Source organism: Actinophytocola sp. (genome assembly GCF_045807065.1).
Lineage (GTDB): Bacteria > Actinomycetota > Actinomycetes > Mycobacteriales > Pseudonocardiaceae > Actinophytocola.
Map to the genome: position 1 here is coordinate 15,093 of NZ_JBJMIE010000031.1, position 14,717 is coordinate 29,809.

The 14,717-nt window shown below is 71.6% G+C and carries 16 protein-coding genes; 7 read left to right on the forward strand and 9 right to left on the reverse strand.

Annotated features, from left to right (window positions below; genetic code table 11):
* Positions 1-18 precede the first annotated feature (18 nt).
* Positions 19-1,389: an FAD-binding oxidoreductase gene (locus tag ACJ73U_RS01730; RefSeq protein WP_407775697.1), complete on the forward strand. Its 1,371-nt coding sequence runs from the start codon at positions 19-21 to the stop codon at positions 1,387-1,389.
* A 212-nt stretch (positions 1,390-1,601) separates the two neighbouring features.
* Here the strand turns inward: ACJ73U_RS01730 and ACJ73U_RS01735 are convergent, their stop codons facing one another.
* From ACJ73U_RS01735 to ACJ73U_RS01745, 3 genes are read right to left on the reverse strand one after another with little or no spacing between them, the layout of a single operon-like run.
* Positions 1,602-2,495: an amidohydrolase family protein gene (locus ACJ73U_RS01735; RefSeq protein WP_407775698.1), complete on the reverse strand. Its 894-nt coding sequence runs from the start codon at positions 2,493-2,495 to the stop codon at positions 1,602-1,604.
* Positions 2,488-3,288, reverse strand: coding sequence for an SDR family NAD(P)-dependent oxidoreductase (locus ACJ73U_RS01740; protein ID WP_407775699.1), 801 nt, complete (start codon positions 3,286-3,288; stop codon positions 2,488-2,490). The genes ACJ73U_RS01735 and ACJ73U_RS01740 overlap by 8 nt, the downstream gene beginning before the upstream one ends.
* Positions 3,285-3,812: a carboxymuconolactone decarboxylase family protein gene (locus tag ACJ73U_RS01745; RefSeq protein ID WP_407775700.1), complete on the reverse strand. Its 528-nt coding sequence runs from the start codon at positions 3,810-3,812 to the stop codon at positions 3,285-3,287. Before ACJ73U_RS01745 ends, ACJ73U_RS01740 begins: the two co-directional genes overlap by 4 nt.
* Positions 3,813-4,019: 207 nt before the next feature.
* Between ACJ73U_RS01745 and ACJ73U_RS01750 the strand changes: the two genes are divergently transcribed.
* The gene (locus tag ACJ73U_RS01750) at positions 4,020-5,348 is read left to right on the forward strand and encodes a hypothetical protein (RefSeq protein WP_407775701.1); all 1,329 of its coding nucleotides are present in this window, start codon (positions 4,020-4,022) and stop codon (positions 5,346-5,348) included.
* A gap of 35 nt (positions 5,349-5,383) precedes the next feature.
* Here the strand turns inward: ACJ73U_RS01750 and ACJ73U_RS01755 are convergent, their stop codons facing one another.
* The 3 genes from ACJ73U_RS01755 to ACJ73U_RS01765 all read right to left on the reverse strand — a co-directional run bounded on the left by ACJ73U_RS01755 (position 5,384) and on the right by ACJ73U_RS01765 (position 8,203).
* Positions 5,384-6,886, reverse strand: a complete 1,503-nt coding sequence (locus ACJ73U_RS01755; RefSeq protein ID WP_407775702.1) for a carboxylesterase/lipase family protein — start codon at positions 6,884-6,886, stop codon at positions 5,384-5,386.
* Positions 6,879-7,310: a VOC family protein gene (locus ACJ73U_RS01760; protein ID WP_407775703.1), complete on the reverse strand. Its 432-nt coding sequence runs from the start codon at positions 7,308-7,310 to the stop codon at positions 6,879-6,881. Before ACJ73U_RS01760 ends, ACJ73U_RS01755 begins: the two co-directional genes overlap by 8 nt.
* Positions 7,311-7,378: 68 nt before the next feature.
* Positions 7,379-8,203 (reverse strand): fumarylacetoacetate hydrolase family protein, encoded by an 825-nt coding sequence (locus ACJ73U_RS01765; RefSeq protein ID WP_407775704.1) that lies wholly within the window; start codon positions 8,201-8,203, stop codon positions 7,379-7,381.
* Positions 8,204-8,377: 174 nt separating this feature from the next.
* Here ACJ73U_RS01765 and ACJ73U_RS01770 point away from each other — a divergent pair, with 174 nt between their 5' ends.
* The 3 genes from ACJ73U_RS01770 to ACJ73U_RS01780 all read left to right on the forward strand — a co-directional run bounded on the left by ACJ73U_RS01770 (position 8,378) and on the right by ACJ73U_RS01780 (position 10,768).
* Positions 8,378-9,646 (forward strand): amidohydrolase family protein, encoded by a 1,269-nt coding sequence (locus tag ACJ73U_RS01770; protein WP_407775705.1) that lies wholly within the window; start codon positions 8,378-8,380, stop codon positions 9,644-9,646.
* On the forward strand, positions 9,643-9,879 hold the full coding sequence (locus ACJ73U_RS01775) for a hypothetical protein (RefSeq protein ID WP_407775706.1): 237 nt from the start codon (positions 9,643-9,645) through the stop codon (positions 9,877-9,879). The genes ACJ73U_RS01770 and ACJ73U_RS01775 overlap by 4 nt, the downstream gene beginning before the upstream one ends.
* A 115-nt stretch (positions 9,880-9,994) precedes the next feature.
* Complete coding sequence (locus ACJ73U_RS01780) at positions 9,995-10,768, forward strand: GntR family transcriptional regulator (RefSeq protein WP_407775707.1); 774 nt, start codon at positions 9,995-9,997, stop codon at positions 10,766-10,768.
* Here ACJ73U_RS01780 and ACJ73U_RS01785 read toward each other — a convergent pair.
* The 3 genes from ACJ73U_RS01785 to ACJ73U_RS01795 all read right to left on the reverse strand — a co-directional run bounded on the left by ACJ73U_RS01785 (position 10,755) and on the right by ACJ73U_RS01795 (position 12,626).
* Positions 10,755-11,648 (reverse strand): ABC transporter ATP-binding protein, encoded by an 894-nt coding sequence (locus ACJ73U_RS01785; protein WP_407775708.1) that lies wholly within the window; start codon positions 11,646-11,648, stop codon positions 10,755-10,757. The genes ACJ73U_RS01780 and ACJ73U_RS01785 overlap by 14 nt on opposite strands.
* Before the next feature lie 81 nt (positions 11,649-11,729).
* On the reverse strand, positions 11,730-12,338 hold the full coding sequence (locus ACJ73U_RS01790; protein WP_407775709.1) for a nuclear transport factor 2 family protein: 609 nt from the start codon (positions 12,336-12,338) through the stop codon (positions 11,730-11,732).
* 45 nt (positions 12,339-12,383) lie between these two features.
* Positions 12,384-12,626: a nuclear transport factor 2 family protein gene (locus ACJ73U_RS01795; protein ID WP_407775710.1), complete on the reverse strand. Its 243-nt coding sequence runs from the start codon at positions 12,624-12,626 to the stop codon at positions 12,384-12,386.
* A 241-nt stretch (positions 12,627-12,867) separates the two neighbouring features.
* Between ACJ73U_RS01795 and ACJ73U_RS01800 the strand changes: the two genes are divergently transcribed.
* Entirely contained in the window at positions 12,868-13,866 is a 999-nt protein-coding gene (locus ACJ73U_RS01800; RefSeq protein ID WP_407775711.1) for an ABC transporter substrate-binding protein, read from the forward strand.
* A gap of 45 nt (positions 13,867-13,911) precedes the next feature.
* Positions 13,912-14,709 (forward strand): ABC transporter permease, encoded by a 798-nt coding sequence (locus ACJ73U_RS01805; protein ID WP_407775712.1) that lies wholly within the window; start codon positions 13,912-13,914, stop codon positions 14,707-14,709.
* The last annotated feature ends 8 nt before the right edge of the window (positions 14,710-14,717 follow it).

The following is a 14,717-nucleotide window of genomic DNA, read 5'->3' on the forward strand; positions in this document are numbered from 1 at the left end:
GACTGGACCGAGGTGAGCATGACCGACACCGAACTGAGCACCGGCGCGCGGCTGGTGCGCCGGGGTGACGACGACTACGAGGCGCTGCGCCGGGCGGCGGTGTGGAACGAGCGGAAGCCGGAGCGCTGTCCCGATCTGATCGTCCTCGCCCGCGACGAGGGGGACGTCGTCGCCGCCGTGCGCTACGCCGCCGAGCACGAGCTGCACATCGGGATCCGCTCCGGCGGCCACAGCTGGGTCGGGAACGGCGTACGCGACGGCGGCATGCTGCTCGACCTCTCCGCGCTGCAGGGAATCGGGGTCGACGCCGCAGCCGCACGGGCCTCGGTCGGTCCCGCCGCCAAGGGCCCCGCGATCTACGAGGCGGTGAGCGCTCACGGGCTGTTCTTCCCGACCGGCCACGCGCCGACGGTCGGCATCGGCGGCTTCATCATCGGTGGCGGCTACGGCTGGAACTCCCGATACCTCGGGCCGGCGTGCCTGAGCATCGAGGCGGTGGACGTCGTGCTCGCCGACGGCACCCTGGTGCACGCCGACGACGCGACCCACCCGGACCTGATGTGGGCAGTCCGGGGAGCGGGCCCCGGCTTCTTCGGCGTCGTGACGCGTCTGCACCTGCGGTTGTACCCGCACCCGACGCGCATCCTGCGGACCGTGCACGCCTACCCGCTCGAACTCCGGGACGAGGTGCTCGCCTTCGCCTACGACGCGCTCGAGCACCTGCCCAGGGAGGTCGAGATCTCCGCCAAGGTCGGCCACACCCCGGGCAGCGAGGACTTCCTGGTCTCGGTGACGGCCACCGCGTTCTGCACGGCGGAGACCGCCGACGAGCCACTGGCGTACCTGGAGACGGCGCCCTTCAGGGACCGCGCCGTCCGGGGAGTCGTCGCCGAGCCGACCACGATGCCACAGCTGTACGGCTTCGCGGACGCGCTCAACCCGGAGGGGCTGCGCTGGTCGCTGGACGGCATGTGGCTCGACGGCACGTCGTCTGAGGTCGTGGCACTGGCCAGGGAGGTCAACGACACGATCCCTCCGGGCAGGAACTTCGTGCTGTGGATGGTCTGGGGCGGTTACCCGGAGCGGGAGAACGCCTGCTGGTCGGCGCAGGCCGCGGTCTACCTGTCGCCGAACGCGGGGTGGACCGACCCGGCGGACGACCTGCGGATGGAGAACTGGACCAACCTCCCGCTCGAGCGGATCCAGGCGCATTCCCGGGGCATCCAGTTCTCCGACAACAACATCGCCGACCGGTGGGACCACGGCCTGCGGCCGGAGCAGGCGGCCAGGCTCGAACGCGTCCGCGCGAAGTACGACCCGAGGGGACGCTTCAACACCTACATGCGCCCCGAGGAGTCGACGACCGCATTCGCCCGCGCCCGCCGCTGACCACGCTGACCGCGCCGGCCGCGGCCGGCGCGGTCAGCGCCGCGCCTTGGAGCTGGGGATCGGCACAGTCGCCACCGTGGCGGGACTGAACGCGGTGGCGTGCGGTGGCAGAAGGACCACACGATCGCGTCGCCACCACAGGGGAGAGTCGCGCGCTGCCGACTCACGAACGGTGTCGTCGCCTCGTGTTGGCCCGCGACCGGGCGGTTCGGTCAGAAGCCGAACAACTCCGCGGGGTTGGTCACGAGCAGCCGCTCACGGTGTGTCTCGCTCGGCGCCATCCGCTCGATCAGGTCGACGAGCAGGCCGTCGTCGGGGGCGGGGCCGGCGATGTTGACGTGCGGGTAGTCGGTTCCCCACACGACGCGTTCCGGGAAGCGCTCCACGAGCAAGGCGCCGAGTGCGACGGCGTCGTCGTAGGGCGGGCCGGTGCGGGAGAGCCGGTCGACGCCGCTGATCTTCACCCAGACGTTGCCCTGGTCCAGGAGCCTGAGCAGGCTGCCCACCGCGGGGCCGTGCAGACCTTCGCGCAGGTCGATCCGTGCCATGTGGTCGATCACGACCGGGGTCGGGATCGCCGCGATCAGCTCCGCGTGGTCGACGATGCCGGTGCCCTGCACGTGGATCTCGGCGTGCCAGCCCAGTTCCACCACGGTGTCGACGACCATGCGGGTGTGGTCCGGCTCGGGGTTCGCGCCGAGGTGCGGGAGGAAGTGCAGCCGGGCGCCGCACACGCCCGCGGCGTGCAGCGTCTGGACCTCGGTCCGCCCCAGTTCCGGGCCGAGGAGTGCCACGCCGCGCCGGTTGGCCGGGTCGGCACGCAGCGCGTCCAGCAGCGCTCGGTGGTCGGCGCCGTGTCCGGCGGACTGCACCACGACGGCCCGCTCCAGACCGAGGAACCGCTGGCGTGCGGTCACCTCCTCGCGGGGCGCGTCGACGGGGGTGAACGTCCGGCCCGGCGCGTAGGGGAACACCTCGGCGGGGCCGAAGACGTGGCAGTGCGCGTCGGTGGCACCGGGCGGCAGGCGCAGCGAGGGCCGCCGCGGGTTCGGGTGCGGGCCGGGGTTGCCGAGGGTGGTCTCGCGCCGGCGAAGGGCATCAGTCACAACGCACCGTCATCCCGCCGTCGACGACGATCTCCGCGCCCGTCACGAACCGGGACTCGTCGCTCGCGAAGAACAGGGCGGCGTACGCGGTGTCGCGGCCGTCTCCCATGAACCCGAGGGGAATCCGGGCCTGGCGCTGCGCGAGCAGCGCCGCCACGTCCCCGCCCGCCCGCTGGCCAGCCAGGCGTGCCTCGACCATGGGGGTGTGGAGCTGTCCGGGCACCACCGTGTTCACCCGGATCCCGTCGGCCGCGTACTGCACCGCCGTGACCCGCGAGAGCTGGCGGATCGCCGCCTTGGCCGAGGCGTATCCCACCTGGGCGGCGCCGGTGTAGCGCAGGCCGGACGCGGAGGAGATGTTGACGATCGACCCGCCCCCGGCGGCACGCATCACCGCGACCGCCGCCTTGCAGCCGAGGAAGACGCTCGTCAGGTTGACCTGGAGCTGGGCGTTCCACTCCGTGAGGGCCAGCTCGCCGACACCGCCGGGCCGGGAGCCACCCACGTTGTTCACCAGCACGTCGAGCCCGCCCAGTTCCGCCACGCAGGCGTCGACGGACGCACCTATCGACTCGGCGTCGGTCACGTCGGCGATCCTGGTGGCGACCGTGCCCCCTTCCGCCCTGATCAGCCGGGCGGTGTCCGCGAGCGACGCCTCGTCCCGGTCGACCAGGAACACCCGCGCGCCCTCCCGTGCGAACACCGCGGCCGTGGCCCGCCCGTTGCCCCAACCGGGGCCGACGCTGCCGGCTCCGGTGACGAGGGCGACCTTGCCGCGCAGACGCCCGGTCACGAGGCACCCGCCGGTGTCTCCACACCGAGCGCGACGACCAGCCGGGACACCATGTTGTACGCGGCGACGGTGACGACCAGCTCCACGAGGCGCGCCACGCCGAGCCGGCCGGCCAGCTCGGCGAACAGCGCGTCGCGGACGTGGAGGTCGCGGGTCATCGCGTCGGTCACGGCGATGACGGCTCGCTGGAGGTCGTCGAACTCGCCGGCACTCGACGGGTCCGGCGCACGCAACGCAGCACGCTGTGCGGTCCCGATGCCGGCGGCCTCGGCGTCGGGCACGTGCGAGTCCCACTCGTACGCGGCGTCGTTGAGGACCGCGATGCGCAGCACGACGAGCTCGCGCAGGTCGGCGCGCAGCGCGGTGCCGTTCCGGAGCGTCCCGAGCAGGCTGTTCCAGCCGTCGGCGACGGCCGGCGAGTGCAGCAGCACCCGGTCGATCGGGCGGAGTACACCGCCGGGCCGGCGACGCCGGATCCGGTCGCCGACCTCGCCGTCCCCCTCGGCATCGGGTACGCGTGCCACCGGCGCCTCCTCCTGAAGAATCCTGTGAGCTTTCTACCGTAGTGTCGACACTATTGTCGAGAGGGTCGGCCATGCCAGTGTCGCGAGCAGGAAAAATCGTGGCCTTCCTTCGAATGGCGCGATTGTCGCCAGGCACCCTTCGGGGTTAGTGTCGACATTACTGAGTCTGGATCAACCGCAGCAGGAAGCTGAGGCAGGGAGCCCGCCGTGGAGAAGCCACCCGTGTTCACCCCGGAGGAGATCGCCTCCTTCCGGGCCGAGATCGCCGCCCGCCGGGTCCCCGGGGCGTTCTCGCCCGGTCGCTGGTCGGTGAGCCCGCTCAACCGGGAACCGGAGGTGGTGGGGGCGATGCCGCCGTCCGTGCGGTTCCGCGACTCGACACTGCGGTCCATCGAGACCATGCCCGGCGTGGTGGTCACGGAGGAGGCGAAGCTCGGCTACCTGCGCCGCCTGGTCCGGGCCGGCGTGGCGGAGGTGGTCGGCGCGGGTGCCGCCAACCGCCGGCCGGAGCGGCTGCGCGCCGAGGTGGCCGCGGTCAAGGAGGAGAACCCCGACTGCCGGGTGGTGTGCCCGCTCGTCATGTCCGAGGCCGACATCGACAAGGCGGCCGAGGCCGGGTTCGACGGCGTCCAGGTCTGGGTCCAGGGTTTCGGCGAGGCAGGCCAGGTGTACAAGCGGATCTACGACGCCGCGTGGTCCGGCCACGACTGGCGCGCGACCACGCCGGTCCAGACCCGGGCGCGGGTACTGGCCGCCGCCGGGCGCCTCGTGGCGCACGCACGCGCGAGGGGCCTGCGCGCCGGGACGGCGCTGCTGATGGTGTCCTACCTCGCCGACGACGTGCTCCAGGAGACGGTCGCGACGTTGGTGGACGCCGGCGTCGACGAGCTCACCCTGTTCGACGGGCCGGGCGCGGTCGGCCCCGAGGCGTTCGCCGCGCTGGTGGGCCGGGTTCGCGAGCTCGCCCCGGCCGTCGAGGTCGGTCTGCACCCGCACAACACCTTCGGTCTCGCGGTCGCCTGTGCGGTGTCGGCGGTCCGGGCCGGCGCGTCGGTCGTCGAGGTGTCCGCCAACGGCTACTGCGGCGGCCCCGGCAACGCCGACCTCGCCGCGGTGGCCGTTGCCTTCGAGGTGCTCTACGGCGTCGAGACGGGTATCCGGACCGGGGAGCTGACGGGGCTCGCCAGAGCGGGGGAGGACCTCACGGGCTATCGCGTGGCCTGGAACCACCCGGTGACCGGGACGCACGCGTTCAACTGGGGTGGCATGGACATCATCACCCAGGAGGTGACGGTCGACCCCCTCCTGCACAACTGCCTCGAACCGACGCTCGTCGGCAACGTCCGGTCGGTGCCGTTCACCCCGTTCTCCGGCCCCTACACCCTGGCCGACAAGCTGGACGCACTCGGCTTCGACGTGACACACGAGCAGGTCGACGCCATCCTGCTGGCGCTGCGCGAGGAGATGGCGCGCGGTGGCACCCCGCTCTCCGACGACGACATCACCCGGATCGCCCGACGGGTCACCGCGAGCTGAGCGGAACCACGGCGCGCGGGGACGCCGTCGTGTGGTCAGAGCGGCCTGCGCAGCGTGTCCAGGACCGCCATGGCCTCGGCGCGGTGGACACCCTCGACCCGCACCTCGTCCCCGAACACCATCGTGCGCGCGTCTGCGCCGGCCTCGAACCGGGGCCAGTCGGGAAGACCGGGTCCGTTCGGGTCGCCGTCGACGACGAACCGGGCCCACGCGTCACCCATGACCCGCGCCAGTTCGCGGTCCGCGTCGCGCCAGTCCCAGTTGCGCGCGGCGAGGTTGTCACCGGTGTAGGGCAGCTCGCTGGTGTGGTAGGCGCCGTAACCCGGCCCGCCGTACGGCGGCGGCGCGAGGTCGAGCCCTGCCGGGAGCGGTGGCTCGTGGTCGAAGCGGTACAGCCACGTCGCGGCCCGCGTGGTCGTGACGTGGGTCCTGGCCCAGCGCCAGACCGGGTAGACGAACCTGGTCTCGCCGACGAAGGCGCGAGCGGACGCGCGGATCCGGTCATCGTCGATCGGGTAGAGCGGCGCCAGCCGGTCGCCGTGCGGGCCCGTGGTCACCAGTGCGCGCAGCCGGTCGGCCGCCGCCGCGGACGTGAAGTTCGCGCCCTCGTCGGTGGTGGTGCCGACCAGGAGTGGAACGGGTGCCTGCGCGCCCTCCGCGAAGACGTCCTCGGTGTCGCGGACGAGCAGCCGCCCGTCGACGACGACACCGAGATGCGCGTCCAGCAGGAACGTGACGGGGGCGAGGCGGCGGAGGTGATCCGCGGACGCCGAGCCCAGCGGTCCGAGCGCCCGCACACCGTGGCGCTGGGCCTCCTCCTGCGTCGGCAGCGCGCCCTCGGCACGATGGATGCCCGACGCGCTCTGCCCGAGCGCGGCCCGGAAGAGCCCGCGGCCCGCCGCCGCGGCCATGAGGTGGGTGACGACCGCGGCGCCCGCCGAGTTGCCCGCGAAGGTCACCTTCGCGGGGTCGCCGCCGAACGCGGTGATCTCGCGCTGGACCCACTCCAACGCGGCGACCACGTCGAGCAGGCCGTAGTTGCCGGACGCGCCCAGCTCGTCCTCGGCGGCCAGCGCGGGATGCGCGAGGAACCCGAGCGCGTCGACCCGCATGTTGAGCGTCACCGTGACGAGTCCCCGGCGGGCCAGCGCGGCACCGTCGTGCAGCTCCTGCCCGCCGTGGCCGAACCGGTTGCCGCCGCCCTGCAGGAAGACCATGACCGGCAGCCCGGCGCCGGGTGACGGCTCGGGGGTCCAGACGTTGAGGTAGAGGCAGTCCTCGCTCATCACCAGCGCGTGCCGGTCGGCGAAGTTCGTGTGCCACATGATGGAGGAGCGTGACGGCTGGGACTGGAGCGGCGCGGGACCGAACTCGACGGCCGGCCGCACACCCGGCCACGGCGGTGCCGGTGAGGGTGGCCGCCACCGCAGGTCCCCCACCGGCGGGGCGGCGTAGGGGATCCCCTTGAAGGCGGCGACCCCCGCCGACAGGCGGCCGGCGAGGTCGCCGGCCTCGACGCGGGCGCGCACCTCAGTCACGGTTGACGACCTCGATGAGGTTGCCCCAGGGATCGGCCACGAACGAGACGACGGCGCCGGGCCGGGGAGAGGGCATCGGCTGCTTGCGTGGTGAGCAGCCGGCCTCGACGAGCCGGGTGAACTCCTGGCGCACGTCCCTGACCCGCAGGCAGATGTGGCCGTAGCCGAGGGTGAGGGCCGCCTCCTCGGCACTGGCCGGTCGCAGTCCGGGGCGGGCCCCCGGGCGGTGGAGGAGCTCGATGCGGTAGCCGCTCGGCTCGTGGAGCAGCATCACGCCGCGCAGGTCGGTGCCTGGCACCGCGAACGGCGGCGCCGCGGTGAGCCCGAGTGTCTCGCAGTACCAGTCGGTCGCCGCGTCGAGGTCGGGCACGGTGAGTCCCACGTGGTCGAACTCGACGTGCTGGCGGGGGGTCTGGCCGGTCATGCCTCTCCTGTTCGTGCTCGCCGGTCCCGTACCGGTCCGTCCGCCTGCCGTCCGGCAGGCGGACGGGCTCAGCCCGCGACCAGGTCGTTCTCGATGCGGCCGAGGCCGGTGACCTCGACCGAGACGCGGTGGCCCGCGCTCATGTAGAGCGGGGGGTCGCGGCGGTCGCCGACACCACCCGGCGTGCCGGTCAGGATCACGTCGCCGGGCAGCAGTGTCGTGAAGGTCGAGATGGTGCTGACCAGCTCGGCGACCGGGAAGATGAGCAGGTCTGCCGTGGACTCCTGGACGACCGCGTCGTCGTAGCGCACCGTCATCCGCAGGTCGGCCGGCACGGGGGCCTCGTCCGGGGTCACGAGCTCGGGGCCGAGCGGGGTGGCCCGGTCCCACGCCTTGCCCGGCAGCCACTGGTGCGTCCGGCGCTGGAAGTCACGCATGCTCACGTCGTTGGCGATGGTCCATCCCGCGACGTGGCCGAGCGCGTCCTCGAGCGGCACCCGGCGTGCCGGCGTGCCGATGACGACCGCGATCTCGCCCTCCCAGTCGACCTTGGCCGACTCCGGGGGAACCAGGATCGGCTCGTAGGGGCCGACCAGGGACGTGGCGAACTTGGTGAACAACACCGGGTACGCCGAGTCGTCGCGGCCGGTCTCCTCGATGTGGGCGCGGTAGTTCAGGCCGACACAGATGATCTTGCGCGGGTTGGGCACCACCGGCCGCAGGGTCGCCTCGGCACGCGGGAAGCGTGCCTCGGGCCACAGGGGCGGGTCCGCGAGCACGGCCGACGGTGTGTCGGCGCCCAGCTCGCGGATGCCGCGGAGCGGAACCAGGTCCTCGCCGTCCACGAGGGCGGCGGACTCGGTCCCCTCGCGCATGCACGAGACGAACCTCATGCGTCCTCCTCTGGTCGCGCGTAGCCGTGTGCCATCGGAGTCTGACACAAGTGGCGACACTTCGGCGTCATGATCGGTGTTCAGCGGCGACTATTTCGATTACGATCGAGCGGAACACGAGTTCTGTCGACAGTAGTAGGGCTGCGGTGGCGTGTCAGCACCCGCCCTGAGGAGATGAGCGCAGCCATGACCTCGTACCTCGTCGAGAACGCCAGGGTCTTCGACGGCACCGGTGCGCCGGCCACGCCCGCGGAGGTCCTCGTGGCGGGCAACCGGATCGCGGTGGTCGCCGACCGCGTCCCCCGCGACCGGTGTGCGGGTGCGGTGGTCATCGACGGCCGCGGGGCCGTGCTGATGCCGGGCCTCGTCGACGGGCACACCCACCTGGGCTTCGGCTCGACCGTCGAGCACGTCTCGTCCCGCACGGAGCCCGACGCGGAGAAGACGTTGCTCACCGCGCACTGCGGGCGGGTGATGCTCGACCACGGCTTCACCAGCTGCTACTCGGGTGGCAACCGGATGCCCGCCGCGGACGTCGCGGTCCGCGAGGCGTTCGCGGCGGGGTGGCTGCCGGGGCCGCGGTTGCGGGCGGCGTCGTGGGAGGGCAGCGCCGGCATGGTGTCGCCTGGGCACTACGACTTCCCCGGTGTCGGCGGCCGCACGCCCGACCCGGATTCGGTGGTCGGGTTCGTCGACGCCATGGCGGACCTCGGCGTGGACATCGTGAAGCTCAGCCTCACCGGCGAGAGCGCCGTGGTGGAGGGCACGTCCAGGGTGATGCAGTTCTTCGAGGAGGAGGTGGCGGCAGCGGCCGAGGCCGCGCGGCGGCGCGGTATCTGGCTGACCGCCCACGCGCACTCCGCGGAGGCGGTCAAGCTCGCCGTCAAGCACGGCGTCCGCGCCATCTACCACGTCTCGTTCGCCGACGAGGAGGCGATCGACATGCTGGCGGACGCCCGTGACCGCGTCTTCGTGGCACCGACCCCGGGCATCATCTGGGCCCACCTGAACGACCGGGAACGGCCGCCGACGGAGGGTATGGAGACGCGGGAGACCTTCGAGAGCGTCTGCCGGGTCGCGCCGGAGCTGCACAAGCGGGGTGTCCGCCTGGTCATCGGCGGCGACTACGGCTTCGCGCTCAACCCGATCGGGAGGAACGCGCGGGACCTGCGGCTGTTCGTCGAGTGGTTCGGGCTCAGCCCCGCCGAGGCGCTGCGCTGTGCCACCCAGTACGGCGGGGAGATCATGGACATGGGCGACGAGCTGGGCCTGGTGCGGGAGGGCTACCTCGCCGACCTACTGCTGGTCAACGGTGATCCGACCGTCGACATCACCGTGCTGGAGGACCGCGCCAACCTCGCGATGGTGATGAAGGACGGCAGGATCCACACGCTCGAGCCCAGCCGGCGGCGAGTGTTCGGCGCGGAACACGGCGCCGCATGACGCCGGACGACGTGGAGCGCACACTCGCCACGGCGCGGACGCGCGGCTACCGCTTCCGCACCCGCCACCAGCCCGCGGCCGAGCACGAGCTCCCCGACTGGGTCGTGGTCGTCACGACGCCGGACGGGCGGGTCCTGTTCCCCGACGCCGTCGACGACGACGAGAACGCCGCCCGAGCCCGCGCCGCGGACCGGGTCGCGCGGGACATGGCGAAGGCTCCGAACCATGGTTGAGGACGGCGAACTCGGTGATCGCGGTCTGGCCCCGGTGCCGCGGCATCCCGGTGGTGGCCATCTCCGGCCCGTGCATGAGACTGTCGCCCGCATGGCACCGTTGGACGGGGGTCTTATGAGCGCGGCTCGCGGAGCGAACCCGAACGCGGCTGGCGAAGAGAACCAGCAGGCACCGGGCGAGGATGCGAGGGACCGGGTGGCGGACCGCACCGAGGAACTGGTGCGGTTGCTGCGGCTCGAGGAGCGCCGCGAACCGGCCGTCGCCCAGGTGGCGACCTGGATCGGGCTGGGCATCATCGAGGGGCGGCTCAAGCCGGGCCAGAACCTGAACTCGGTGGAGCTCGCGAACCGGTTCAACTCGAGCCGGACGCCGGTGCGTGAGGCGCTCATGCTGCTCGAGTCGGAGGGTCTGGTCGAGATCCGGGCGCGCAAGCGGTCCCGGGTGGCGTCGTTCACCCCGGAGCGGGTCCGTGAGATCTACTTCGTGCGCCGCCACCTGCTCGCACTCGTGGGTTCGCTGGCGGCCGAGCACGTCACCGACGACGATGTGGTCGAGCTCCGCGAACGGCTGGCGCAGATGCAGGTGTCCGTGGACGCCGGCGACGTCGACGGCTACTTCTGGGGCCACGTGGACCTGCAGCGCAGGTACGTGGAGATCGCCGGCAACCAGATCCTCGGGGACATGCTCGACACCCTGGCGTTGCGCACACTGGTCCTGCGGCGGGTGTCGCTCGCCCGCGAGGGCCGGTTGCGGGCGAGCGTGGCCGACCAGTACCGGATCCTCGACGCCATCGCGGCGCGCGACGGGGAGCTGAGCGCGATGCTCCTGTCCCGCGCGACCGACGCCGCGCTGTCCGCGATCGACCTGTCCGCGCTCACCTCGCCCTGAGCGGTGCCCGGTCATCCGCGGCCGGCGCGGGTGCGGTCCCCGGGCGCTCGATCGCCTGCCGCGCCTCGTCGTCCGGGGGACGGGTACCGCCACCGTGCGCACGGATCTCCGCGAGCACCTTCGAGCGGAGCTCGGCGAACCGCGGCGTGGCACGCGTGACGATCTGGTCGCGGTCCTGCCCGAGGTCGATGGTGAGGTCGTCGACGACGTGGGTCGGGCTCCCGGCGACCACGACGACGCGGTCGGAGAGGTAGACGGCCTCGTCGATGTCGTGGGTGACCAGGACGACGGTGATCTCCAGTTCCCGGCGCAGCCGCAGCACGAGGTCCTCGAGGTCGAAGCGGGACTGGGCGTCCACCGAGCCGAACGGCTCGTCCATGAGCAGGATGGGGGAGCGGTAGGCGATCCCGCGGGCGATCGCCACGCGCTGCTGCATGCCGCCGGAGAGCTGCCACGGGTACTTGTGCCCGACGTCGCCGAGACCGACGGCCTCCAGGCTCTTCTGTGCCCGCTCCAGGCGCTCGGCCTTCCTGACCCGCATCCCCTCGAGCGGGAACGCGACGTTGTCGCGCACCCGCATCCACGGCATCAGGGAACCGCGGTAGTCCTGGAAGACCACGGCGATCTCGGCCAGCGGCTCGCTCACGACGCGGTCACCGAGGCGCACATCGCCGGCCGTCGGCTTCAGCAGCCCGGAAAGGCAACGCAGCAGCGTGGTCTTGCCCGCACCCGACGGACCGACGATGGAGACGAACTCGCCCGGTTCGATCCTGATCTCGAGCCCTCGGATCACCTCGTGGGCCGAGTCGCCCGAGCCGAAGGTCATGCCGAGGTCGGCCACGACGAGCGCCTCACCGGCGCGGGCGTTCTGCTGAGTCATAGCCTCGTGTCCTGGTGTCGGAGTTCGGGGTTGATCCCACTGTAGTGTCGACAAGTCAGTGGGGACAAGGCGAATCGTGCCCTATCGTTCGCTTGGCGGCCTGTCGTGAGTGGGAATAGTGTCGACAGATTGACCGTCGTCAGGTTCGACGGGTGTGCTCTCGCCGGCCTGGGGCCGCCGGCCGGCGAAGTCGTCCATGCCGATGAAGAACGAGCTGAACCGCCAGCAGCCGTCCGCCTCCCGCCGCGCGTCGGCGGTGTAGAAGACGCTCGAGCCGACGACCAGCCCGTCGGCCGCCACGGTGACCACGCCGAAGGCGAGGGCCGTCGCGGTGCCCTCGGCGAGGTCGAGGTCCTCGACGAGCACGTTGCCGATCAGGTGCCGGCGCTGGTCGCTCATCTCGTCGAAGATCGCCCCCAGCCGCTCCTCGACCACCTCCCGCCCGCGGAAGGTGGTGAACGGCGTCGCCGAGCCGAGGGCGACCTCGTAGACGACGTCGTCGGTGAAGCACGACCCGGCGACGTCGGCGCGGCACTCGTCGTGCCCGATGCCGAAGCGGTAGAACGCCTCCGCGATCCGCGCCCGTGCCACGAGCGCCTCAGGGCTCCAGTCGGCCGGCAGGAGAGGTTTCATCGACACCCTGCCCTGCCGGTGGGCCCAGGCCTGGGGTGGGAAGGAACTCGTCGTCATCGGTGCTCCAGTGGCGTGGATCGGGGGAACTGTCGAAAGATCCGCTCAGATGTCCGCCACGACGGTGCGCCGGGTGAGGCGCCACCCCGCCGCGGTTCTGGCGAAGGCGTCCTCGTGCACGCCCGAGATGAGGATCCGGCGCTCCTTGGTCCTCTCGTCGATCTCGACGAACAGGACGTAGGAGATGGCGGTGGCGCGGTCGGGCCTCGCGGCCGATGTGGACGGACGGGCGAAGCGTAGGACCGCCCGCGACCGCATGTCCACCGTTTCGGCATCATCTGTCGACACAACTCCCGTTTGCGGTCGCGATGACCGTGACTCGTCCGGCGTGGCGGACGACTGCCGGTGGGCACTCCGGACTGACTCCTACTAGGTGATACTTCGAAAGAAGGACGGGTGTGACACGCAGCGCGACGAATCCGGTCGTGGTGGAATCTCTCCTTGACACTTCCAATCTGTCGACAGTACGGTCGAACACGGGTGAGATCGTGATCACACCGCCGTGGCTCATTCCCGGAAGGACAGACGCATGCAGGTCGGCAGACTCAAGAACAGGGGCCTGGTAGCCCTCGTGGGCGTCGCGGTGCTCGCCGCGGGCTCGCTCACCGCCTGCGGCAGCTCGGACGACACGGCCTCGGCGTCCGACGGCGGTCTGACCAAGGTGACCGTGCTCCGCTCGACGGGCGCCACCTTCGAAGGGCTCTACATCGCCCAGTCCCAGGGCTACTTCTCCGACGCCGGCCTCGACGTGACGATCAAGGCCGGGGCGGCGGACACGTCGCAGAACGTCCCGTCCGTGCTCAACGGCGAGGCCGAGTTCGCGATGACGGACTCCGCCGGGTTCCTCAAGGCCGCCGCCCAGGAGATCCCCGTGCGCATGGTGGTCCAGCTCCAGGCGTCCGAACCGGATGCGGCCGTCAGCGACGGGACCCTTGTCCCCCCGAACAGCTCGATCAAGAGCGCCAAGGACCTCGACGGAAAGACGGTCGGCCTGCCCGCGCTCGGCGGCAACATCCAGATGATCACGCAGTACGCCGTCGAGAAGGCCGGCGGCGACCCGAAGAGCCTCAACCTGGTCGCGCTTCCGGTGACCTCCCTTCAGGACTCCGCCGCCAAGGGGCAGGTCGACGCCATCACCACCTTCGCCGGGTACTACGACGGCGCCAAGGCGGCCGGCTTCGCACCGATCGGCAACGGCTCCAACGACTTCCCGGGCCTTCCGCAGGCGCTGATCTTCTCGAGTGTCGAGTGGCTCGCCGGTCACGGCGACGTCGCCAAGAAGTTCGCCGCCGCCGTCGCCAAGGGCCTGGAGTACGCCAACGACAACCCGGACACCATCAGGGCCGTGGACGGCCAGTACACCAAGATGGACGCCGAGACCATCAAGAACCGCACCATCCAGACCTTCGGCGCCAGCTTCGACGTCGGCCAGGTCAAGCTCGCGGCGGAGAAGATGTACGACTACGGGATCGTCAAGAGCAAGATCGACACGGGCCAGATCCTGTGGGACGGCGCCCCCACGGACTGATCGGCGAGGCAGGAACCAACGATCTCACGACTGGAGAGCACCGCCATGGCGCACACCCCGTCGCCAGCACGCGCCGCATCTCGCCGCCTGTTGTCCCAACTGCTGTTCGTCGCGGCGGTCATCGCGATCTGGGCCCTGGTCAGGGCCGCGAACGTGATGACCGAGGACGCGCTGCCCGGGCCGGTGGCCACGCTGAAGGCGATCGTGGCGAACCTGTCCGACGGTGAGTACTGGACGGCCATCGCCGACACCCTGCGCAGCGCGCTCGGCGGGCTGCTCGCCGCGATCGTCGTCGGCGTGCCCATCGGGCTGGTCACCGGGACCTACGCGCTCGCCGAGCGGTCGAGCCGGCTGGTCGTGGAGTTCGGCCGGTCCTTTCCGGTGATCGCGATCCTGCCCGTGATGCTGCTGGTGATGGGCTCCTCACTGGAGATGAAGGGCGTCGTCGTCTTCGTCGCGTGCGTCTTCCCGCTGATCATCCAGGCCCAGTACGGCGCCGCCAGCGTCGGCGAGGCCGTCAACGAGACGGTCCGCAGCTACCGCATCCCCCGGCTGCTGCGGTTCCGCAGGGTCGTGCTTCCCTGCGCGGCCCCCTCGGTGATGACCGGCATCCGGCTGGCATCGGCGGTGTCCGTGCTGGTGGCGGTCGGCGTCGAGATCCTCACGACGGTGCCCGGCATGGGGCACATGGTGGTGCAGAGCCAACTGGACGAGAACTCGGCCAACGCGTTCGCCTACATCTTCACCGCGGGCGCGGTCGGCTTCACGATCAACCGCATCGCGCAGCTGGTGGAGGCCCGGGTCCTGGCGTGGCGCCCCCCGCCGAACGCGGGCGACGAATGAGAAGCCAC

Bases quoted from the DNA above. Each gene is read 5' to 3' on its own strand.
- ACJ73U_RS01780 (WP_407775707.1), top strand. From the start codon at position 9,995: ATGAGCGCGGCTCGCGGAGCGAACCCGAACGCGGCTGGCGAAGAGAAC.
- ACJ73U_RS01785 (WP_407775708.1), bottom strand. From the start codon at position 11,648: ATGACTCAGCAGAACGCCCGCGCCGGTGAGGCGCTCGTCGTGGCCGAC.
- ACJ73U_RS01730 (WP_407775697.1), top strand. From the start codon at position 19: ATGACCGACACCGAACTGAGCACCGGCGCGCGGCTGGTGCGCCGGGGT.
- ACJ73U_RS01760 (WP_407775703.1), bottom strand. From the start codon at position 7,310: ATGACCGGCCAGACCCCCCGCCAGCACGTCGAGTTCGACCACGTGGGA.
- ACJ73U_RS01765 (WP_407775704.1), bottom strand. From the start codon at position 8,203: ATGAGGTTCGTCTCGTGCATGCGCGAGGGGACCGAGTCCGCCGCCCTC.
- ACJ73U_RS01775 (WP_407775706.1), top strand. From the start codon at position 9,643: ATGACGCCGGACGACGTGGAGCGCACACTCGCCACGGCGCGGACGCGC.
- ACJ73U_RS01770 (WP_407775705.1), top strand. From the start codon at position 8,378: ATGAGCGCAGCCATGACCTCGTACCTCGTCGAGAACGCCAGGGTCTTC.
- ACJ73U_RS01790 (WP_407775709.1), bottom strand. From the start codon at position 12,338: ATGACGACGAGTTCCTTCCCACCCCAGGCCTGGGCCCACCGGCAGGGC.
- ACJ73U_RS01805 (WP_407775712.1), top strand. From the start codon at position 13,912: ATGGCGCACACCCCGTCGCCAGCACGCGCCGCATCTCGCCGCCTGTTG.
- ACJ73U_RS01800 (WP_407775711.1), top strand. From the start codon at position 12,868: ATGCAGGTCGGCAGACTCAAGAACAGGGGCCTGGTAGCCCTCGTGGGC.